Annotated in this window: 18 protein-coding genes; 4 read left to right on the forward strand and 14 right to left on the reverse strand. The window is 71.9% G+C overall.

Annotation, left to right across the window (positions count from 1 at the left end):
• Window positions 1–81: 81 nt before the first annotated feature.
• Window positions 82–525: a helix-turn-helix domain-containing protein gene (locus tag WMF17_RS10470; protein WP_437649162.1), complete on the forward strand. Its 444-nt coding sequence runs from the start codon at window positions 82–84 to the stop codon at window positions 523–525.
• A 46-nt stretch (window positions 526–571) separates the two neighbouring features.
• On the opposite strand, the gene gcvPA is transcribed toward WMF17_RS10470, so the two are convergent.
• The 9 genes from gcvPA to WMF17_RS10515 all read right to left on the reverse strand — a co-directional run bounded on the left by gcvPA (window position 572) and on the right by WMF17_RS10515 (window position 11,276).
• Complete coding sequence (gcvPA, locus tag WMF17_RS10475; RefSeq protein ID WP_437601839.1) at window positions 572–1,936, reverse strand: aminomethyl-transferring glycine dehydrogenase subunit GcvPA; 1,365 nt, start codon at window positions 1,934–1,936, stop codon at window positions 572–574.
• A 43-nt stretch (window positions 1,937–1,979) separates the two neighbouring features.
• Window positions 1,980–2,381, reverse strand: coding sequence for a glycine cleavage system protein GcvH (gcvH, locus tag WMF17_RS10480; RefSeq protein WP_437601841.1), 402 nt, complete (start codon window positions 2,379–2,381; stop codon window positions 1,980–1,982).
• A 103-nt stretch (window positions 2,382–2,484) separates the two neighbouring features.
• On the reverse strand, window positions 2,485–3,606 hold the full coding sequence (gene gcvT / locus WMF17_RS10485; protein ID WP_437649164.1) for a glycine cleavage system aminomethyltransferase GcvT: 1,122 nt from the start codon (window positions 3,604–3,606) through the stop codon (window positions 2,485–2,487).
• A gap of 104 nt (window positions 3,607–3,710) precedes the next feature.
• Window positions 3,711–4,256: a hypothetical protein gene (locus tag WMF17_RS10490; RefSeq protein ID WP_437649166.1), complete on the reverse strand. Its 546-nt coding sequence runs from the start codon at window positions 4,254–4,256 to the stop codon at window positions 3,711–3,713.
• Complete coding sequence (locus WMF17_RS10495; protein WP_437649167.1) at window positions 4,253–7,879, reverse strand: hypothetical protein; 3,627 nt, start codon at window positions 7,877–7,879, stop codon at window positions 4,253–4,255. Before WMF17_RS10495 ends, WMF17_RS10490 begins: the two co-directional genes overlap by 4 nt.
• Before the next feature lie 16 nt (window positions 7,880–7,895).
• Entirely contained in the window at window positions 7,896–8,435 is a 540-nt protein-coding gene (locus WMF17_RS10500; RefSeq protein ID WP_437649169.1) for a hypothetical protein, read from the reverse strand.
• 50 nt (window positions 8,436–8,485) lie between these two features.
• On the reverse strand, window positions 8,486–9,844 hold the full coding sequence (locus WMF17_RS10505; RefSeq protein WP_437649171.1) for a PilW family protein: 1,359 nt from the start codon (window positions 9,842–9,844) through the stop codon (window positions 8,486–8,488).
• Entirely contained in the window at window positions 9,841–10,446 is a 606-nt protein-coding gene (locus WMF17_RS10510) for a type IV pilus modification PilV family protein (RefSeq protein ID WP_437649173.1), read from the reverse strand. The genes WMF17_RS10505 and WMF17_RS10510 overlap by 4 nt, the downstream gene beginning before the upstream one ends.
• Window positions 10,443–11,276 carry a pilus assembly FimT family protein gene (locus WMF17_RS10515; RefSeq protein ID WP_437649175.1) on the reverse strand — a complete coding sequence of 278 codons (834 nt, stop codon included), beginning with the start codon at window positions 11,274–11,276 and terminating at the stop codon, window positions 10,443–10,445. Before WMF17_RS10515 ends, WMF17_RS10510 begins: the two co-directional genes overlap by 4 nt.
• Between WMF17_RS10515 and WMF17_RS10520 the strand changes: the two genes are divergently transcribed.
• Window positions 11,249–12,433 carry a DUF6599 family protein gene (locus WMF17_RS10520; protein ID WP_437649177.1) on the forward strand — a complete coding sequence of 395 codons (1,185 nt, stop codon included), beginning with the start codon at window positions 11,249–11,251 and terminating at the stop codon, window positions 12,431–12,433. The genes WMF17_RS10515 and WMF17_RS10520 overlap by 28 nt on opposite strands.
• Before the next feature lie 79 nt (window positions 12,434–12,512).
• Here the strand turns inward: WMF17_RS10520 and WMF17_RS10525 are convergent, their stop codons facing one another.
• From WMF17_RS10525 to WMF17_RS10540, 4 genes are all read right to left on the reverse strand, one after another.
• Window positions 12,513–13,241, reverse strand: coding sequence for a peptidylprolyl isomerase (locus tag WMF17_RS10525; RefSeq protein WP_437649179.1), 729 nt, complete (start codon window positions 13,239–13,241; stop codon window positions 12,513–12,515).
• A gap of 51 nt (window positions 13,242–13,292) precedes the next feature.
• Entirely contained in the window at window positions 13,293–14,141 is an 849-nt protein-coding gene (locus WMF17_RS10530) for a MaoC/PaaZ C-terminal domain-containing protein (RefSeq protein WP_437649181.1), read from the reverse strand.
• Window positions 14,142–14,268: 127 nt separating this feature from the next.
• On the reverse strand, window positions 14,269–15,108 hold the full coding sequence (locus tag WMF17_RS10535; protein WP_437649183.1) for a hypothetical protein: 840 nt from the start codon (window positions 15,106–15,108) through the stop codon (window positions 14,269–14,271).
• Window positions 15,109–15,118: 10 nt separating this feature from the next.
• The gene (locus tag WMF17_RS10540) at window positions 15,119–17,380 is read right to left on the reverse strand and encodes a protein kinase domain-containing protein (protein WP_437649185.1); all 2,262 of its coding nucleotides are present in this window, start codon (window positions 17,378–17,380) and stop codon (window positions 15,119–15,121) included.
• A 125-nt stretch (window positions 17,381–17,505) separates the two neighbouring features.
• On the opposite strand from WMF17_RS10540, the gene WMF17_RS10545 reads away from it, so the two are divergent.
• Both WMF17_RS10545 and scpB read left to right on the forward strand, forming a co-directional pair.
• On the forward strand, window positions 17,506–18,900 hold the full coding sequence (locus tag WMF17_RS10545; protein ID WP_437649187.1) for a segregation/condensation protein A: 1,395 nt from the start codon (window positions 17,506–17,508) through the stop codon (window positions 18,898–18,900).
• Entirely contained in the window at window positions 18,887–20,650 is a 1,764-nt protein-coding gene (gene scpB / locus WMF17_RS10550) for an SMC-Scp complex subunit ScpB (protein ID WP_437649189.1), read from the forward strand. Before WMF17_RS10545 ends, scpB begins: the two co-directional genes overlap by 14 nt.
• A 42-nt stretch (window positions 20,651–20,692) precedes the next feature.
• Here scpB and WMF17_RS10555 read toward each other — a convergent pair whose 3' ends face one another.
• Entirely contained in the window at window positions 20,693–21,037 is a 345-nt protein-coding gene (locus WMF17_RS10555; RefSeq protein ID WP_437601857.1) for a helix-turn-helix domain-containing protein, read from the reverse strand.
• Between the last annotated feature and the right edge of the window lie 13 nt (window positions 21,038–21,050).

The following is a 21,050-nucleotide window of genomic DNA, read 5'->3' on the forward strand; positions in this document are numbered from 1 at the left end:
GCGAAACCCGGCCTCGATCCTGTCAAGATTCATGGCAGCTTGCCGCTTTCCCAGGCTATGCTCCGTCCGAGGAGGCAGCCCATGCCGAGGAACGACGGGTACACCATCGGGGAGATCGCCGAGGAAGCCGGGGTGAGCGAGCGCACTATTCGCTACTGGTACAAGCGGGACCTCTTCGTGCCGCCGCCGTTCGCCGGACCGGGGACGCGGTACTTGCGCGAGCATCGGCTCCAGATCCTGTCGATCCAGAAGCTCCGCGAGCGGGGGCTCAAGCTGCCCGAGATCAAGCGGAAGCTCGCGACGATGTCCCCCGCCGACATGGAAGCGCTGCTCGTGCCGCCGCCGCCGGCGGTCCGGCCGCCGCCGCCCGAGCCGACCTACGCGGCGGAACGCTGGGAGCGTGTCGTGCTGGTGCCCGGCCTGGAGCTCCTCGTGAGCAGCGCGGGCGGGCCGATCCTTCGGCAGATCGCGCAGCAGATCGTGAATCACTTCGGCGGCGCGGCCCCCGGACCGCGCCCGCTCTAGAGCACCGAACAGGCCGGTGCTCCCCCCCGCGGCGCCGTGTGCCTCTTCAGCCCGGGAACCCCGCGAGCGCCTGCACGAGCCGGTCGAGGTCCGCGCGGCTGTGCCGCTCGGTCACGGCGACGAGGAGCTCGTCCCGCCGCCGGGCGTCGATGCGGCCGAGATCGAGCCCCGCGATGACGCCCTGCTCGGCCAGCGCCCGCGTGAGCTTGCCGGCGTCGCCGCCGCGGACCTTCACGACGAACTCGTGGAACGTCGGCGCCGGCAGCGGCAACGCGTACCCGTCGAGCCGCGCGATCTCCCGCTTGAGGTGCTCCGCCTTCGCGAGGCACTGCCGCGCCGCCTCGACGAAGCCGCGCTTGCCGAGCATGCACATCCGCATCGTGACCGCCGTCGCGCACAGGCCGCTGTTCGTGCAGATGTTGCTCGTCGCCCGCTCCCGGCGGATGTGCTGCTCGCGCGTGGCGAGCGTCAGCACGTACCCCCGGGTCCCGTGCTTGTCGACCGTCTCGCCGACCAGCCTGCCGGGCACCTGCTGGAGGTACTTGCGGTCGTTCCTGCACGCGAACAGCCCGACGTTCGGGCCGCCGTACTGCGGCGGCAGCCCGAGAGGCTGGCCCTCCGCCACCGCGATGTCGGCGCCGAGCGCGCCCGGCGACTCGAGCAGCGCGAGCGCGTACGGATCCAGCGTGACCGTGACGAGCAGCGCGCCCTTCTGGTGGCACGCCTCGGCCACCCTCCGGATGTCGCCCACGGCGCCGAAGAAATTCGGATAGCCGACCACCACGCACGCGGTCGTGTCGTCGATCGCCCGCGTCAGCGCGTCGACGTCCGCCGCGCCGTCGCGGCCGACGCCGACGCGGACCAGCGACGCCTTGCCGGTCCCGATGCCGTGCACGTACGTCTCGACCGTGCCGACATAGTCGGGGTGCACGCCCTCGGACAGGACCGTGCGCTCGCGCCCCGTGAGCCGGCGCGCCATCAGCACGGCCTCCGCGACCGCGCTCGCGCCGTCGTACATCGACGCGTTGGCGACCGGCAGCCCGAGGATCTCGCTCACGATCGTCTGGAACTCGAAGATCACCTGGAGCGTGCCCTGGGAGACCTCGGGCTGGTACGGCGTGTAGGCGGTGTAGAACTCGCTGCGGAGCAGCAGCTGATCGGCGGCCGGCGGGAAGTGGTGCTCGTAGGCGCCGGCGCCCAGGAACGAGAGCATGCGCCCGGCGCGGTTCTCCTGCGCGAGCTCCTCGAGGTGCCTCATGAGCGAGGCCTCATCGAGGGCGGGATCCATCGAGAGCGGGCGCGTGAGGCGCGCCTCCTTCGGGATCGCGCTGTAGAGCTCCTCGAGCGACGACAGGCCGACGGCCTGCAGCATCTCGGTGATTTCCTCGGGCGTGTGGGGCAGGTAGCGCATGGTGTCGTGCAGCGGGAAGGGGGATCGGGAGGGGGCTCGGCGCTCAGTGCGCCGCGGTCTTCAGGAGCTCGGCGTAGGCGGCGGGGTCCATGAGCGCGCCGAGCTCGCCCGGGTCCGAGGGCGCGACCTCGATCATCCACGCCGCGCCGTAGCAGTCCTCGTTCACGAGCTCGGGGCGGCTCTCGAGGTCGCCGTTCACGCGCGTGACCTTGCCGCTCACGGGCGCGAACAGGTCGCTCAGCGTCTTGACGCTCTCGATCGTGCCGAAGGCCGTGCCCGCGGTGATCGTGTCGCCCGGCTTCACGTCGAGGTTGACCAGCGTGATGTCGCCGAGCTGATCGACCGCGAAGGCGGTGATCCCGACGACGACGTGGTCGTCCTCCTGCTTTGTCCACTCGTGGTCCTTCGAGTACCGCCGGTCCGTTCGCACATCATCGCTCGCCATGTGACTTCTTCTCCCTTTGCCTTGCCAACCTGGGTCTCTGGTCGTCTCGGCGCGGCCGCTCGGTCAACGCGCCGCACGCGCCACGCGCCCGCGCAGCCGCGCGTCAGGCCCGCTTGTAGAATGGAGTCTTGACCACGATCGCCTCGACCGTGCGCCCGCGGCAGTCGACCTGGAACGCGGTCCCCACCTTGGCCATCGACGCCGGCAGGTAGCCGAGCCCGATGTTCTTGCCGACGGTCGGCCCCGGGCTGCCGCTCGTGCAGACGCCGACCTTCTCGCCGCCGGCGTCGAGCAGCGGGTAGCCGTGGCGCGCGATGCCGCGCCCCACCATCTCGAAGCCGATCAGCTTGCGCGCGGGCCCCTCCTCCTTGATGCGCTGGAGCGCGGCGCGCCCGACGAAGTCGCCCTTGTCGAGCTTCACCACCCAGCCGAGGGCCGCCTCGATCGGGTTCGTCGTCTCGTCGATGTCGTTGCCGTACAGCGACAGGCGCGCCTCGAGGCGGAGCGTGTCGCGCGCGCCGAGGCCCGTCGCCTCGAGGCCGAGCGGGCCGCCGAGCTCGACGAGCGCGCGCCAGAGCCGCTGCGCGTCGGACGGGGAGCAGAAGATCTCGATGCCGTCCTCGCCGGTGTAGCCGGTGCGGGCCACGGTGCAGCGGACGTTGGCGAGCGTCGCGTCGCGGAAGTGGAACGGCGGCAGCTCGCGCAGCGCCGGGCCGTCGCCGCCCGCGAGCGCGACGATGTCGAGCGCCTTCGGCCCCTGGAGCGCCATCATCGCCGTGCGGTCCGACGCGTCCTCGAAGCTGCAGTGGCCCTGCGCCGCGCTCCGGATGTGGGCCGCGATCTTGTCGCGGTTCGACGCGTTGCAGACGATGAGCCACTGCCGCGCGTCGATCCGGTAAACGATGAGATCGTCGAGGATCGTGCCGGCCTCGTTGCACGCGCACGTGTAGTGCGCCTGGCCGTCCTCCAGCTTCTTGACGTCGTTCGTGACGAGGTAGTCGACAACCTGCCCGGCGTGCTCGCCGCTCAGGATCATCTCGCCCATGTGCGAGACGTCGAAGAGCCCGGCGGCGGTGCGCACCGCCCGGTGCTCCTCGGTCACGCCTTTGTACTGGACCGGCATCTCCCAGCCGGCGAACGGGACCATGCGGCCGCCGAGCTTGATGTGCTCGTCGTAGAGCGGGGTCCTGCGGAGCGGAGCGGTGGGGAGCTGCTTGGTCGACACGGGCGCGATCTACTTCGAAAGGCCGGGGATGTCGACCGGCGCGGCGGCCCCCCGCGGCGCGCCATGTCGAGGCCGCCGCCGCCGACGCCGCGCCGGTGCCGCGCTCACTCGAGGCGGGTGGGATCGAGCACCTTGCCGTCCGGCGTGAGCCCGTTGCGACGCCAGCGCTCCTCGACGGACAGCCCCCGCTCCGCAGGCGGTCGGGTCTCGTCGCGGACGACGAGCTCCGAGACGTGCGCGCGCGAGACGACCTCGATGCGGATCATCCGGTGCGGCGCGCTCTTCACGGTCGCGCGCGAGAAGATCGTCTTCGCCGGCCCGGTCTCGACGTTGCTGGCGAGCACGCGCGTGCGCACGTAATTGGCCACCCGCTCGGCCGGGATTTCCCCGACCGCGAAGACGGCATCGGAGAAGCGCGCGCGCACCTTCATGCGCCGCGGGATGGGCAGGCCGAACGCCTGCTCGACGCCCTCGGCGAGCTCGCCCGGCAGCGCCTGGTCGACCGGCGGCCTCGGCGCCGCGGCCTCGCTCGGCGGCGGCGGCGGCGGCGCCGGCGCGCCCGCGTCGCTGCGGCAGGCGAGCGCGGCCGACGCGCACGCGAACGCCGCGGCGAGCGCCACGGCGGCGCGCGACAGGACGCCGCGCTTCATTCGACGAGGGTCGCCCACGAGTCGATCTTAACGACCTTGCGCGGCGGCTGCAGCGTCTTCGTGCTCGTGCGCGTCTCGCCCCCCTGGGCGTCCTCCTGGCCCGCGGCGCCGGTGTGGAACACGAGCTGGAACTCGGGCGGGCTGGACTGCCGGCTGATCGTCTGCACGCCGAAGTACGGATCGTTGTACTCCTCCGTGTTCACGCAGGTCGGCTTCTGGGTCACGGCGACGCCGAAGACGACCGTGCCCGGCGGCTGCACGTCCTCGTGCTCGGGAGGCGCGGGCGGATCCGCGAGCGGATCGACGACGAGGCAGGGGTTCGGGGTTCCCTTCTCCTCGGTGTCGAGCAGGTAGTCGACGCCCCAGATCGAGCCGAACCCGTCGGCGCACGCGTAGGTCCCGGGCGCCGCGGGCGTGAACGTCGCGAAGTACGCGCAGCCGTTGAAGAGGGAGATGGGCCCGGTCACGCGCTTGCCGTTCGTGAAGGGCACGACCCAGTTCTCGGTGAAGCGCAGGGTCGTGTTGTGCGGCCTCTCGGTGATCGACCAGACCCGCGTCTGGATGTCGCCCCCCGCCGTGAACGCCTCCTGATCGCCGGTGGAGAACAGGATGACCGCGTTGCCGAGCGGATCGGTGGTCACGACCGGCGTCGTCTCGATCGGCTGGCTGCTCGCCGCGGTGTCGTCCTCGAACGAGTACGCGTCCCAGGCGAGGGACACGTTCCAGTCGTCCGGGTTCGTGCTCGACAGGCTGACGCGCCAGAGCGTCCCGTCGGCGTCCCCGACGTAGATGCGCTCGGCGACCTCGCCGACGCCCGCAGGGAACGGCACCGGGACGCCGGTGATCGGCGAGTCGAAGTCGACAACCTGGAGCCGCGACGAGTTCAAGGTCGGCGCCTCGCCGGTGTGGCCCCGGAACGTGCGGATCACCTCGCCGGTGTCGAGCCGGACGATCGTGAGCGAGCGCGCCGGGCCAACGGGGTTGCCGCTGCCCGCGCCGCCCCAGCACCGGACCGAGCCGCGGACCTCCAGGTCGCCGGTCGGATAGAAGAGCGGGTACGTCGCGCTCTGCCGGGGGCACGCGGGCTGGCTCGTGTCGAGCGGGGCGGAGCCGCCGGGCAGGATGGCGACCGCGATCTCCCGGGTCACGCCGTCGGATGCCATCTCGACCATGCCGATGGCCGGCGTCGGGGTCGTCTCGCCGAACAGCGCGTTGCCGTCGCGGTCGGTGGAGAGCTGCCAGAGGAACCGCGGCGCGAGGGGGTTCGTCACGTCGAGCGCGTAGTAGAAGCCGCCGCCGAGGCCGCCGCCGGCGAGCAGCACCGTGTTCCACGTCGCGTTGGCGCCGCTGATCTGCTCCGGCGTGCGCTCGAAGACGACGTTCTTCACGACGGGCGCGCCGTCGAGCAGGATCGATTGCTGGTTGAACGTCTGGAGGAGCCGGGGCAGCACGTAGGGCGGCAGGAAGGACCAGAGCTCGTTGTTCTGGACCCGGTCCACCTTGAGATCGTCGTCCGCGTCCGCCGCCGTCACCTGGAAGGCGTGCAGCTGCCCGTCGGTCGTGGCGGTGTAGAGCACCAGCGGCCGGTTCGCCTGGTCGGGGTGCTCCGCGAAGAGCCTGTACGAATCGTCAGGGATGTAGTCGCGCGGCGGTCCCATGACGACGGGGGTGGAGTGATAGATGCTGCCGAGCTCGTTGCCATCGCGGGAGGCGACGTTCGCGGGCATCGCCTCGCCGATCTCCCACTTGATGAGGCGCTCGGCGCAGCTATCGGCGGTGTTCTCCAGCAGCCCGCCCGAGCACTGCGGGGGGACGGCGGCGCTGGGATCGAGGTTGAGCGCGCGCGGCGCGTTGCGGAGCTCGCCCGCGAACGTCGCCGCGAGCGCCGGTGCGCCGCCGTAGGTCTCCGTGCCCGTGTAGTTGCTGAGCCCGTCCTTGTTGGCGGCCGCGGCCGCGGGGCGGATGCTCCGCTGCGACCAGATTTCCTGCGTGGTGGGGTCGAGGTCGCCGATCACGCTGAAGAACCTCCGCGGCGGATCGTTCGAGTTGAGGTTGGCCGCGAAGTCGTCGCCCTTGGCGGGGTCGAAGTCCTCCAGCTTCGTCGTCATCACGCCGAGCACCGACTCGCAGACGAAGCGCTTGCGCTCGAGGTTGCCGCTCCAGAGCGAGCCGTCCGGCGGCGGGCTGAACGAGGCGCCGAACTGGTAGGCGACCCCCGCGTCGCTGCCGTTGTCCGAGGTCCTGGCCGCCGTGGCGAAGACGGGGAGGGTGCGGCTCGTCGAGTTCGCGGCGATGCGCGCGAAGATCTGCGACATCACGGCGGACAGCTCGTTGGCGTCGTCCGGGAAGTAGCCGCGCTCGGTCCCGCCCTCGATGGCGATGCGCGAGAGCGTGCAGCACGCCTTGAGCGCGCCGGTCGCGCTGTCGCAGAGGCCGCCGGTCAGGAAATCGGACGAGGAGATCGCCGAGCAGTCGGTGCCCGCCTCCGTGGAGAGGCCGAACCCGACGGTATAGGTCGGCACGCGCCGGTTCGGGTTCACGTGGGTGTTGAGCGCGTGCGCGATGACGTGCGGCTCCTCGTAAGGGCAGCCCGTCCCTTCCGGGCCGGGGCCCGGGCCCGAAGCGCAGGTCGGGCGCAGATCGAGGTTCGGCTCGCCGTCGGAGATGAGCACGACCGAGGTCTTGCGGCAGCCGCCGCTGATGTACGGATCGTCGCGCGGCCCGAGCGGCTGGCCCTCCCAGATCGAGATGTCGTGGAGGACGTAGTCGCGCGCGTCGGACAGCATCCCCGCGAGCGGCGTGGCGCCGTACGGGCGCGTGGCGATGAGCGCGTTCTGGATGCGATCGTTCCGCGTGCGCACCTCGGTGATGTCGGCGGTGAAGGTCGGGAAGGGGATGAGCGGCCCCTCCCAGAGCGGCGCGGCCGGGTTCCTGGCGCCGACCTCCACGTCCTCGACGGCGCAGTCGGGCGGGTTGCCCCGCGCCGGGTAGCCTGTGCCGTTCTCGAACCCGAGGAAGTAGCTCCACATCCCGCGCATGCCGGTCGCGGCGTTGGGCACGCTGCCGGCGAGCCCGGTGCCCGCGTCGGGGAGCGTGTCGAACGTCATGAGCGAGAACCGGATCCGGTCCCGGTAAACGTCCAGCAGGCCGGGCCCCTGCGCGGGCCACGCGCAGGCCTGGGCCGCATCGTCGTACCTGTGCCATCCCACGCTGCCGTAGGTCGCCCCGGGCCCGGGCGTGCAGCCGTTGGAGAGCAGGCGATGGAAGGGGATATGGTAGTTCGCGTCGTACGGCCGCTCCGAGTCGATGCTGAACTCGTCGATGAACTCGGACTGGGTGCGGGGCTGCGCGTAGCACGAGAAGTCCTGGATCGGGCCGGTGAGCGACTCGACGAGCTTCGTCCAGCGGCTCTTCAGGTCCTCCGAGGCGGGGGGCGTGAGCGGGTTGCAGTCCGGCTCTCCGCCCGCCACCGTCTTCTCCATCGAGCCCGACGTGTCGACGAGCAAGAGGACGTTCGGCAGCGGTGGCTCGACATCGACGGCCTGCGCGCGCGCGCGTGCGGCGAGGAGGCCGACCGTCGCCGCGGAGCCCATCGTGACAAGGACCTTCGTCAGGTTTCGCATCGTGAGCTCCGGTTCGTCACTTCGAGCAGAGGACATCGGCAACGACGGACATGGATTCCTGGCTGCCCTCGGCGGCCAGGGCCAGGGCCGTGTCGCCGGGCCAGGCGATGAGCCGTGCGTTCATGGTGACCGTGCAGTAATCGGCGTTCACGGCGTTCTGGCCACCCTGGTCGCTGCCGGCGCGATTCCCTATCGCGGGCTTGATCTTGTCGGTGATCTCCACCTTGGCGATCCACTGGACGGCGGCGCGCCCGAGGCTCCCCGGTGAATCGGGCTCGGGCGGCTCCACGAGGTCTTCCGCCGCGTTGAAGGTGTGCGGCAGGAAGGACCAGCATTCGTCGGTGATGACCGAGCAGGTCGCCGATCTGGGCATCCCGTCCAGGCCGCCCTGTCGCTCGATCTCGGCGATCGCGAGCAGCATCGCATATTCGGTGAGGTAATGCGTCTGCGTCATCCGGCGCTCATGGCCGCTGGCGATGGTCGACAGCGTGGCGGCGTGGGCCGCGAACAGTCCGATGGCGGTGAGCATCGTGATGACCAGCACGACGATGAACACGGCGGCGCCCCGCTCGCGGGAGCGCCTGCGGGACCGGGCGATGCTTGCGCTTACCATGTGACGTAGGCCTGGTTCGGGAGCGCGATGTCGGCGTAGAGCGTGCGCATCCGGGCGAACACCGGCGGGGCTCCGGCAGGTATGGCTCCAGCAAGCTGCGCGGCCGCCAGCGTGTCGACGCCGGCGACGATGCCAGGGATCAGGAATCTGCGCCTGCGGCCGTCGGGGCCCCCGGGGAGGTCGGCGTCGCGATCGGGCGCCCGGGTGCGGGTCGCGAGCCGGACCTGGACCGACCGCACGCGCTGCGGCATGGCCCCTGACTGGCTGTTCTCGGCGGCGATGTTATACACGTTCCCGTTGTCGGTCTCGGTGATCGGAAACCGCTGGATGGTAGGATTTGTCACGCCCGGAACACCGCCCTCTACCGCGGTGGAGATCCCGAACTTGAGATCGACGGCGTACTCGGCGATGAGCTCGTGCGTCCCCGGGATCGGCTGATCTTCATCGTCCAGCTCGACCCGTACGAGCTCGGTGCGGCCGTTGTCGCCGGTCTGCGCCGGCGCGATGGGCGTCACGAGGGGGTCGTAGGGCGTCCCTTGGCCGACGAGGCTCCGGATCTCGTAGCGGACGCGGTTGACGACGTTCACCCATCCACCGTCGCCGGTGTTGCCGCCGGGGGTCACGCCGCACCGAGCGAGCCCCTCCAGCTTCGGCAGGCCGGGAGCCAACTTGAGGGTGATGGCGATGAGGGTGGGCGGATCGCCCTGCACGTTGGCGCTCTCGATCACCCCATACTGGAACTGGGTCTGACCTCGGACCATGACGCGCAGGATGCGGTTGGGGGCGAAGATCTGGAGCAGACCCTCCCCGCTGCCGTTCGCTCGCGCGAGCGTGCGTTGCACGGCGGCGCTGTTCGGATTGAGCTGGACGATCAGGTTGCCGCTGGCGTCGCTGATATTCCTGAACTCGAAGAGCTCGGTGCTGCTCAAGCTGCCGCCGATGACGATGGAGTCCGGATCCAGCTTGTTGGCCACCACGCTCTGGCCGAGATCCCCCGGGTTGTGGAACGCCGACCCTCCACGGAGGATCGAGATGCCCGCGAGGTGCCGCAGGCCGATCGGCGTGAGCGGGACCTGGCAGACCTCCGGATCGACGAGGATGTTGGGCGTCGAGAGGTACGCGGCGCGCTGCAGGTCCGCGGCGAGCCGGTTCAGCCCGATCGTCGCCGCGAGGTGCGAGGCGGAGGCCCTCGTCTCGTTCTGGAAGAAGCGCGTCGCGTTCTTCGAGAGCAGGAAGGCCGCCAGCGACACGACAAGGCCGGCGGCCATCGCCACGATCAGCTCCACGAGCGTGAAGCCTCGCTGTCCTGAAGCGCGCGCCCGCGCGGGGGGGAGGCGGCGGCTCGTCGTCATCGTCGGTCCTCGCTCGTGTTCCGGAGAATGCCGGTCGTCAGGTACACCGCGCCGAAGCGCCCCGGAGCCTGATCGACGAGGACCGGGTCGATCGTGCAGTCGATCGGGTTTCCATTGCGCTCCCAGATGACGCGGATCTCGGCGCGGATGAGGCTCTCCCAGATCCGCGTACCCGTCACGGGGTCGTTGAACTGGCGGAGGCGGACGTGCGTGCAGAAGGCGACCTGCGACGTCGTGTCGCCCGCGTAGATGTCGGTCCCGAACACGTCGGCGCTCGGCGCCGCCCAGAGCCTGTCGACCCATGGGGGCGTCGCCTTCGCCGAGGTGGGGTTGGTCAGCCGGAGCCAGTCGGTGTCGCTTCCAAGGTCGGGGACCCGCAGGGGGTCGTTCCACTGGAGCGCGTCCACCCGCAACCGCTCCGCCCACGTCATGGCGATGTTGTTGGCGATCACGAGGTTGCGCGCGTTCGTGTTGCTGATGAGCGTCGCCTTCTGCAGCGCGAGCACCCCGGTGGCGCCGATCGCGAGCACGCCGAGCGCCGCCATGACCTCGATGAGCGTATAGCCGCCGCTCGCCGCCCGCCTCGCGTGCGCCGCGCTCACAGGCCGAGCCTCGCGACGCCGTTCGGCGGGACGAAGACCGAGCGCAGGAGGCCGGTCCCGCTGTTGGTCACGTTCACCCGGAGCGCGCCGAGCAGCGGCACGAACTGCCCGCCGGGGTTGTAGCGGACGTACGTCCGCCCCCGCGGCGTGAAGCAGACATCGGCGTCCGCTTGCACGACGCCGTCGGGGGCGGTGGGATCGCGGAGCTCCACCGCGGCCAGCTCGATGCCCGTGGTGCCGAACGTCGTGACGGGGGCGGTCGTCGTCGGATCCATCCAGTTGTCGACGCTGCCGCAGCTCTGCGAGATCAGCGCGCCGGCGACGGTGCCCTGGACCTGCGCCTGCCGCACCTGGAAGTCCCCCGCGGAGGCCGTCCACCGCACGAGCACCGCCGTCCCGCGCCCGATCGCCTGGTAGCGGGCGAGCCGGTAGATGCCGCTGATCTCCATCGCGGTGCGGTTCACGCGGCGATCGCGCATGCCGTTCACGAAGCTCGGCGACGCGGCGGCCGCCAGGATGCCGATGAGGACGACCACCGCGAGCAGCTCCGGGAGGGTGAAGCCACGCGCATCGCGGCGGCGCCGCGCGCGCGCTCGCGGCGACGAAGCCCGCGGTCGATCGGGATCACGAAGGGGAGGTCGCGAATAGGAGAAAGGACGCACCAGATGCCCGGGAAAGGCAAGCCGCATGCCTTTGGCAGTGCGCGCTAAACCATCGAATTGCATGGTGAATCTCTCAAAGCGGTCCAGGGCGGGCGCTAACGATTGCGGCGCTATGAAAAAAGGTGCAAGGCGAACGGGCCATGCGATTCCCGCCGGAAAGGTGTTCATCGAGCGTCCCGTCCACCCACAGCGCGCCTGTCGCGCGCCGCGCCAGGCCCCGGCGCTTCCGCGCGGGGAGGTGCGCGCTGCTCGCGGGCGCGCTCGCCGCCGCGCTGTCTGCGGGCTGCAGCAAGAAGGAGGAGCCCATGGGCGCACCGCCGCCTCCGCCGCCGGCTGCCAAGCCGGAGGCGTGCGCGGGGGGAGGCGGGACGATCGGTGACGCGGCGAGCGCGCCGTTCTTCCCGCGCATGACGGGCGGGTTCTGCCTCGATCCGAACGGCGCCGAGAAGACGTTCGGCGAATCGGCGTCCCTGCCGCTCGACAGCATCTGCGACATGTTCGACGGGGAGTGCGAGATCTACAAGGGATTCGGCGTGCGGCGGGTGGTCGAGGCGCGGTACGTGAGCGGCGCCGGGGGCTCGGCGACCGTCGATGTGCACCTCTCGAAGTTCGGGTCCACCGAGGGCGCCTACGGGATGTTCACGAAGCGCATCGTGGGCGACGGTGACCCCGCCGACGAGGCGACGCCGCGCCAGATCGACGGCGGCGGCGCGGCCGCGATGGGGGTCGGGAACGCGTACCTCTGGCGCGGGCAGTACCTCGCCGAGATCACGTACAACGACGAGGCGCTGGCCGAGGCGGCGCTCAAGTCGTCGAGCGAGAAGGTCCTGCCCGGGCTCGTGAAGGAGCTGGGCTCGAAGCTGCCCGGCGAGCCGTCGCTGCCGCCGGCGGCGGCGGCGCTCCCCAAGGACAACATGATCCCGCTCGGGATCCGCTACGAGACAAAGGACGTGCTCGGGGTCGGCGGCGCGGGGCCCGGCGCGTTCGGCTACTACACGGAGGTCGACAAGCGCTACCGGGTGGTCGCGATCGTGCGCGACGACGTCGATCAGGCCAAGGACGTGCTGTCGACGCTGGCGAAGCTGCCGGGCGCCGCCCGGGAGAAGGGCATCGGCGACGGCTCGGTGCGCCTCATGCACAAGGAAGGCGAGGGCCCCGCCACCGAGTGGATCTTCGCCCGCGCGGGCAAGACCGTCTACGGGGTCGGCGACGAGGCCCGCGTGCTCCGCAGCGGCATGACGGCCGACGAGCACGCCAAGCTGACGCTGCCCAAGGAAGAGAAGTCGGCGAGGCTGAAGAAGTTCGTCACCGCGCCGGCGCGCTGAGCGGCGCGGCGCGGCTGGAGAACGGGGCGCCCCGGCGGCCTGCGGCGCTCTCGGCGCCGCGAGCCGGGGCGCCGCGCGCTCACTGCGTGCGGAGGATGACGTGGAAGCCGAACGGCGTCTCGACGAGCTCGCTCACCTGGCCGACCTTGATCTTCTCGAGGCCCGCCTGGAACTCCGGGACCATCGCGCCCTTCGGGAACTTGCCGAGGTCGCCGCCGCGCCTGTCGGCGCCCGGCTCGTCCGAGTACTCCTTCACGATGTCCGTGAACTTGTTCGGGTCGGCCTTGGCCTTCGTCATGGCCTCGGTCGCGCGGGCCTTCGCCTCGTCCTTCGAGCGCGTGACGGTCGGGGGCGCGCGGCGGCTCCCCGTGTACATCACGAGCAGGTGCTTCGCGCCGAACATCTCCCGAGGCGCCTGCGCTGACTGCGCCGGGCGGGGCTGCGCCTGCGCGGGCGCGGGGGCGGGAGACGCGGCGACCGCGTGCGCGTGCTCGTCCGGCTCCGGGGCGACAGGGGCCGCGAGGCGAGCGAGCGGCGTCTGGTTGAACATGCCGAAGAAGCCGAGGAGCCCGATCAGCACGAGCGCGCTGAGCACCGCGTGCGGCGCCCACCAGTACGGTTCTTCCGCGACGACGCCGTCGTCCTCCGCGTCGTCGTCGTCCTCGTCGTCGTGAGCGTGGCCGCGACCGCGGACCGCGGCGGCCTTCGTTTCTTCCTCCTCCCCGTCGTCGTTGCCTTCGTCGGTCGACTCGTCCTCGTCGAGGTCCTCGTCGTCCTTGGCCCTGTCCTTCTCGGTCGTCTTGCTCATATCGCTTCCCTGATCCGGGCCTCGGCACTTAGCACGCGGCCGCGCCGGCCGTCAGCCGATCTCCGCCCACGCGCTCGTGAGCACGGGATCAGGGCGATCCTTGACGGCGGTGACCACCGCGACCTTGCCGCCGTCGAGCGTGTAGCCCCGCGTGATGAGGGTGTCGCCGGGCCACACCGGCTTGCGGAACTGCGCGCCGTAGGCCCGCAGCCGGCTCGCATCGCCGCCCGCCGCCTTCTGGATGATCGCGCGCGCCGCGAAGCCGTACGTGCAGAGGCCGTGCAGGATGGGGCCCTGCGTGAAGCCCGCCTCCGCCGCGACCTCCGGGTCGGCGTGGAGCGGGTTCTCGTCGCCCGAGAGCCGGTACAGCAGCGCCTGTTCGGGCGCGGTCGCCTGCTCGACCACCCAGTCGGGCTCGCGGTCCTTCGGCACCGGGGCAGGAGACTCGCTGTGCGGCGGGCGCGGCCCGCCGAAGCCGCCGACGCCGCGGGCGATGATCGACCACACCGTGTCGAAGAGCGGCTCGCCGTCGAGCGTCGTCTTCGTCGCGACGATCAGCTGCGCGAACTTCTTGAGATCGTAGATGCCCGTCAGGGTGGCGGTGGTGAGCAGCGTCCCGCTGGTCGGGAGCGGCCGGTGCACGCGGAGCGTCTGACCGCCGTGGACGATGAGCGGCAGCTCGGCCCCGGCCTCCTCGAGCGCCTCGAACACGGCGTTCTGCGAGGGGATGACGCCGAACGTGGGGTAGACCTTCATGCCTCCCGGCGCGCCCTCGTAGAGGTACTCGAGCTCCTCGCGCCGGGCGCCGATGCCGAGCGCGTACGTGGCCAGGGTCTTCCAGTTGACGGTGAAGGCGCTGGGCTGGGTCGTGTGGCCGACCTTCGAGAGATTCAGCGGCATCGGGGGCTCCTCGCTGGATGAGAACGACCGAGGAGGCGTACAGACCTGGCGATGTCGCGTCAACTGCCGGCCGCCGGGCGATCACGGCGGGCATGCCCGCCGAGTGATCGCGGCGCGGGCAGCGGGATCAGAGCGCCACGCGGTACGCGATGAGGACTCCGATGTTGAACATGTCGACGCGCTCGGAGAGCGAGGCGCGATCGCGGGTCGGCGAGACCTTGCGCTGCTCCGGGAGGAACCAGCTCGAGTAGCGGAGGTGGCTCCCGACGCTCCAGTTCTCGGCGAAGGCCCAGTCGCCGCCGATCGCGAGCCCCGCGGCGACCCCTTCGGTGCCGATCGTCGCCGCCCTCGGACCGACGTAGGCCGTGTCCGAGTACGGGTTGCGATCGGCCTCGACCGACCAGGAGTCGTTGACGACGACGCCGCCGAGCGTCGCGCCGACCCACCACTCCGTCTTGAGCGTGCGGAGGGCGTAGTAGCGGAACACTCCGTCGAGCATGAAGTAGCGGCGCGAGTGCTCGCGCTCGAGGCTGCGCGCGCCGCGCGCGGCGTCGGTGCTCAGCGTCGCCGCCCAGAAGATGCCCGCGCCGAAGCCGATGTCGCCCCAGCGGAAGAGGTTGTGGATGCCGAGGGAGACGCTCGTCTCGCCCTGCTCGCACGTGTCGGGGAACAGCGAGACGGGGCAGACGTCGGCGCCGGGGAGCGTCATCACGCCGCCGCTCACCTCCACCATGGTGTAGGGGCGATCTCGCTCGCGCGCGGCGGCGGCGCGGCGGGCGGCCCTGCTCTCGTCGGCGCGCCCCGGGGCCGCGAGCAGGAGCAGGGCGAGCGCGGCGCCGCACGCTGCGCCCGCGGCGCCGCGCTTGGGTCGAGCGCTCTCACGGCGCGGCGGTGCCGCTCGGTCGCGCTCCCCAGCGCGGACGTGGGTGGGCGCTCGCGATGTCGGGTACCAACCGCCTGGATTCACCTTCATTGAATTATAGCCAAGGACCCGTGGACGAGGGGAGCGGCGACGTGGCGTCCGTGGGCAGCGGCGGCGGCGAGGGGGGCAAGACCGGCGCGGGCGTGTCGCTGGCCGGCGGCGAGGCGGCGCCTGTCGTGGCGGGCGCGCCTGAGCCCCTCGGCGCCGGCGGCGGGGCCGGCGCGCCCCGGGGACCCGGCGCCGGCGGCTGGCCGGGGGGCGCGCGGCGGTCCTCGGCCGGCGGGGGCCGGCGCGGCGGGGGCCTGCGGTCGGGGCCTGCGGTCGGGCGCCCGGTGCTCTGCGGGGCGACCTGGGGGGGCGGCTCCGGGGGGGCGGCCGGCGGGCGGTCCGAGAGCTCGGCGACGAGGTGCTGGGCCGTGGTGAGCTCCGGGTGCAGCTCGATCGCGAGCCTGGCCAGGCGGATGGCGCCGGCCCTGTCCCCGGCGTACTTCCGCCCGAGGGCGTCGGCGACGATGCGCTCGGACGACTCGCGCCGGAGCTCGACGAGCCGCGCGTCCCTCGGCCACCGCGCGAGCGCCTGCGAGACGATGTCCCTCACGTTCTCGCCGGGCGGGGTGTCCCACGCGTGCCTGCCCATGCAGTCGCGCGCGCGCTCGATGTGTCCCTCCAGGGAGTCGCTCGCGGCCGGCCCCCCGAAGGCGCCGAGGTGCCGCCCGCCGAGGAACGCGACGAACCCCACCGCGCCGGCGCACGCGAGGAGGGCGGTGGCGCGGGCGATCATCGCGCGGCGGGGGAGCGGCGGCGCTGCGGACGCGACGCCCTGCATGGTCGACGGGGCGGGCGCGGAGTCGCGCAGGGGGTCGACGCCGAGGCCGACCGGCGTCCGCGCGGGCTCGTCCGCCGCGCTGCCGAAGTCCCCCGCGCTGCTGAAGGAGGAGCGCTCGACGCCGCTCGCTCGGGGCGAGGAGGAGCGGTCCGCGTCGCGCACGGAGGAGAGCTCGACGCCGCTCGCTCGGGGCGAGGAGGAGCGGTCTGCGTCGCTCACGGAGGACCGATCCTCCTCGCGGCGAGGCGGCGGAGGGTCTCCGTAGAGCGCTGCCGCGCTCCCCGGGAGGAGCGGCTCGAGGTCGCTGACGTGGGCGCTCTCCAGCGTGGGCGCGGCGATGCCTCCGATCTGGGCGGCGAGGGCGGGGGAGAGGTCGAGCGACTTGGTGCGCGACTTCGAGGCCAGCTTCATGACCGCGCTGGCGCGCAGGAGCCCCGGCTGGGCGGCGATCTCGTCGGGGTCGAGGCCGCTCGCGCGCACGGCGAGGGCGAGGTCGCGGCCCAGGGCGCGCGCGTCGGGGGCGCGCTCCGAGGGCTTCTTGGCGAGGTTCTGCATGACGACCTGCGCGATGGGCGCGGGCACGTAGCTCGATCGCGCGATGCTGCGCAGATCCGCGGGCGGGGCGTGCGTGTGCTGGACGAGCAGCGCGACGGGGGAGTCGCCCTCGAACGGGGCGCGCCCGGCGAGGCACTGGTAGAGCATCGTCGCGATGGAGTAGACGTCCGCCGGCGGGCCGACCCGCTGCCCCTCGGCGCCTTCGGGCGAGATGTACTTGGCGGTGCCGAAGATGAGCCCGGCCTGGGTGGTCATCGCCTTGTCGGCCCAGTCGAGGCGGGCGATGCCGAAGTCGAGCACCTTCACGTAATCCGGGTCCTCGCCGCGGCGGACGAGCATGATGTTCTCGGGCTTGAGATCCCGGTGGACGATGCCCTGCGCGTGCGCCTCGCCGACCGCGTCGCAGACCTGGAGGACGATGTGGAGCGCCCTCGGGAGCGGGAGCGCCTCGCTCTCGCCCGCGGTCCCGGCGGCGGCGAGCGCGGAGAGCAGCGAGAGGCCGTCGAGGTGCTCCATGACGAGGTAGAGCTCGCCGCCGAGCCGGGCGTCGGTCGTGGCGGGGATGCTCCCTGTCATGAGCACCTGGACGACGTTCGGGTGGACGAGCCGGCTCGCGATCTTGGCCTCGCAGTGGAAGCGGCTCACGAGCTCGGCGTTGCTGCTGAGCTCGCGGTGGAGGACCTTCACGGCCACGTCGCGCTCGATCCCTGCCTGGAAGGCGCGGTAGACGCGGCCCATCGAGCCGATGCCGATGAGGTGGCGGAGCTGGATCTGCCCGCCGAGCGTGAGGCCCACGTAGGGGTCGCGCTCGGCGGCGCCGAACGAGGCGCTCTTGCGCGAGCTCGCGAGCGGGGTGCCGTCGAGCGGGCAATAGAGCACGCCCGCGTCGTAGCGTTCACCGCACGAGGGGCAGCTCTTCGCGGGGGACGGCTTCATCGACCGCGCTGATCCTAGCACCGCTCCCGCCAGAAATTCTCGCACGGAGCGGCGTTTTGGCGCGTCGCGCCGCCCGGGGACGCTCGGGCGTGGACCGACCGGCGCCTTGCGATTACGGTCGCGGCGTGAGCGGTTCCAAGGCGGGCGCAGCGAGGGCGCGCAGCGGCAAAGGGCGCGGCAACGCGGGCGCCACCCCTGCGCCCGCCGCCCGCCAGGGCGCCGCCTCGGCCCGCGACGCCGCCGCCGTCGCCGCCTCGCCGGTCCGCGAGGCGGCGGCCGACGCGGGGCCGCGGGAGGGCGAGTACGTCGTCACGCTTCCCACGTTCGAGGGGCCGCTCGACCTGCTGCTGCACCTCATCCAGCAGCACGAGCTCGACATCCTCGACATCCCCGTGAGCTTCGTCACGGAAAAGTACCTCGAGTACCTGAAGATCATGGGCTCGCTGTCGATCGACCTTGCGAGCGAGTATCTCGTGATGGCGGCGACGCTGGCGCACATCAAGTCGAAGATGCTGCTGCCGAGCGTGCCTGCGGGGCAGGACGACGACGGGATGCCGGGCGAGGAGGAGGATCCGCGGGCCGAGCTCGTCCGCCGGCTGCTGGAGTACCAGAAGTACAAGGTCGCCGCGGCCGAGCTGACCGAGCGCGGCACGCTGGGGCGCGACGTGTTCACGCGCGGCATGAGCGAGAGCGAGGTGCCCCAGGGCCCGGCTCCGTTCACGTCGACGCCGATCTTCAGCCTGCTGGACGCCTTCGAGCGGGTGCTGAAGCGGACGAACGTCCAGATCGATCACGAGGTCGTCTTCGATCGCATCAGCATCACGGATCGCATGGTGGAGCTCACGGAGAAGCTCTCGGCGCGGCGGTCGATGCGCTTCGAGGATCTGCTGCTCGACAGCGTGTCGAAGGGGGGAGTCATCCCGCGCTTCGAGCTCGTGATCACGTTCCTGGCCGTGCTCGAGATGTGCAAGCTGAGGCTCATCCGGGTCCACCAGACGGACCCGCTGGCGCCGATCCACATCCAGCTCTCGGCGGCGGACGGCGCGCCTGAGGCAGATTTCGACCCCGAGGACGGGGCGCCGGCGGTGGAGCGGGTCGAGACGGCCGGGGTGGAAGAGGCAGGGGCCCCGCCTGTTGCCGGCGAGGGCGGCGTGGCGGAGCCCGCGGAGATGGCCGAGCCTGTTGACGAGAGGAGCGTCGAGGCGGAAGCACCGGAGCCTGCGGAGATGGCCGAGCCTGTCGACGAGAGGAGCGTCGAGGCGGAAGCACCGGAGGCTGCGGAGGCGCTGAGCGACGAAGCGGCAGGGCCGGAGCTCGCCGGGCCGGCGGAGGAGGCGAGTCGCGTACACGACATCGCAGGGGGCGAGCCTGCGGCGGAAGCAGATGCCAGCCCCGCTCCGGAGGGGACGGAGGGCGATGCGCTCGCGGATCCGAGCGACCTGTCGGCCCCGGAAGACATCGGAGCGCCGCCGACTGAGGTCGATGAGGTGGACGTAGGGAGTGGCCGTGACGGTGGCTGATGCCGTGGCGAAGCGGCGGCGTGTGGCGAAGACGACAGGACAGAGCGCGCCGGCGCAGCTGAGGGCGGCGGCGCATGCATGGCTCGGCGGAACGAAGCGGTCGCGGGGCGCGAAGAAGGAGCCGCGGGCGCCGAAGACGGCCGGGCAGGGCGCGCCGACGAGAGCGGGCGCGCAGGGCACGCCGGCGCGGCTGAGGGCGGCGGCGCACGCGTGGCTCGGCGGAACGAAGCGGCCGAGGGGCGCGAAGAAGGAGCCGCGGGCGCCGAGGACGGCCGGGCAGGGCGCGCCGGCGAGAGCGGGCGCGCAGGGCACGCCGGCGCGGCTGAGGGCGGCGGCGCACGCGTGGCTCGGCGGAACGAAGCGGCCGCGGGGCGCGAAGAAGGAGCCGCGGGCGCCGAGGACGGCCGGGCAGGGCGCGCCGGCGAGAGCGGGCGCGCAGGGCACGCCGGCGCGGCTGAGGGCGGCGGCGCACGCGTGGCTCGGCGGAACGAAGCGGCCGCGGGGCGCGAAGAAGGAGCCGCGGGCGCCGAAGGGGGCGCGGCAAGATCCGGCCGCTCGTCTCCGCGCCGGCGCCTGGGCCCAGCTCGGCCATCCGGCGCGCCGCACCGATGTTCCCGCCCGGAGCGCGACCTCGGCGCCTGCGCAGGCGCCCGGCCTCTCTGCGGTCGCGCGCAAGCACCTGAAGGGAGTGCTGGAGGCGCTCATCTTCGTGGCAGAGCGACCGGTGCCGGCCCGCGAGCTCGCGCGCTCGGCGAACGCAGAGCACCGCGTCGTGCGCGAGCTGCTGGCCGAGCTCGTCGCGGAGTACGACGGGCGGGGGTTCCGCCTGGACGAGGTCGCCGGAGGGTACGTCTTCCGGACGAGCCCTGCATTTGCGCCCTTCGTTCGCGAGGTGACCGATCAGAAGCCGGTCAAGATGTCTCGCGCCCAGACCGAGGCGCTCGCGATCGTGGCTTACCGGCAACCGATCACGCGGCCCGAGATCGATGAGATCCGCGGCGTCGATTCCGGCGCGGCGCTCAAGTCGCTCCTGGAGCGTGATCTCGTGAGGATCCTGGGCAAGAAGGACGAGCCCGGTCGCCCGATGCTGTACGGCACGACGGCGCAGTTCCTCGAGTTCTTCGGCCTGAAGGCGCTCGGCGAGCTGCCGACGCTGCGCGAGTTCACCGAGCTGACCGACGAGTCGCGCCGCGCCTACGAGCGCGAGCTCGGCGAGGAGCCGCCGGATGTGGCGGTGGCGACAGCGGGACAGGAGAGCTTCGCCGGCGCGGAGGGATCGATCCGGACGACCGTCGTCAGCGCGGGGGAGGACCTCTCGGAGGACGTCGGCGTGTCGCCGACTGCGCCGCGGGAGGGAGATGTTGCGATGGAAGCGATGGAAAACGATGTGCGTGAGGAGCGCTCGGTCGTTGGGGCGGATGCCGGGGCTGGCGAAAAGGACGCTGTCCGGCACGGCAACGATGTCGAGGAGGATGCGTTGCGCGACGAAAAGGGGGAGGCCGAGGACGCCGAAGACGAGGACGAGGACGAGGACGAGGACGAGGACGAGGACGAGGACGAGGACGAGGACGAGGACGAGGACGACGAGGACGACGAGGACGAGGACGCCGAGGGCGAGGACGCCGAGGGCGAGGACGCCGAGGGCGAGGACGCCGAGGGCGAGGACGCCGAAGACGACGAGGACGACGAGGACGAGGACGAGGACGAAGACGAAGACGACGAAGACGACGAAGACGACGACGACGACTGAGTTGTCATCTCTCGCTGGTCCTCAGGCGCATCGGCCCGTCGCTCACGACGGTGGAGCGTCCGTCGGGTCCGGATAGGCTTCGGCCAGCTTTATCGCGGCGCTCCTCAGCTCGGGGTGGGAGAGGAGCTTGCGGAAGAGCCGCCAGAGCTCGGGGTCCGAGAGCAGCTGGAGCGGCGAGGCGGTCGCCTGCTTCCTCTTCTTGCGGGGGATCGCCTCCGGACCTTGGCGCCGCAGCTCCTCCATCCTCCCGACGAAGCGCTTCGTTGGAAAGAGGTCGCCGTGCTCCCAGGCGAGCACCGTCTCTTGCTCGATGCCCAGCGCTCCGGCGAGCTCGCGGGCCGTGCAGCCAAGCTCCTGCCGGAGCTTCTTGATGTCCTCGGGGGCCATGCGAGGCGAGGGT

Source organism: Sorangium sp. So ce362, from assembly GCF_051519845.1.
GTDB lineage: Bacteria > Myxococcota_A > Polyangia > Polyangiales > Polyangiaceae > Sorangium.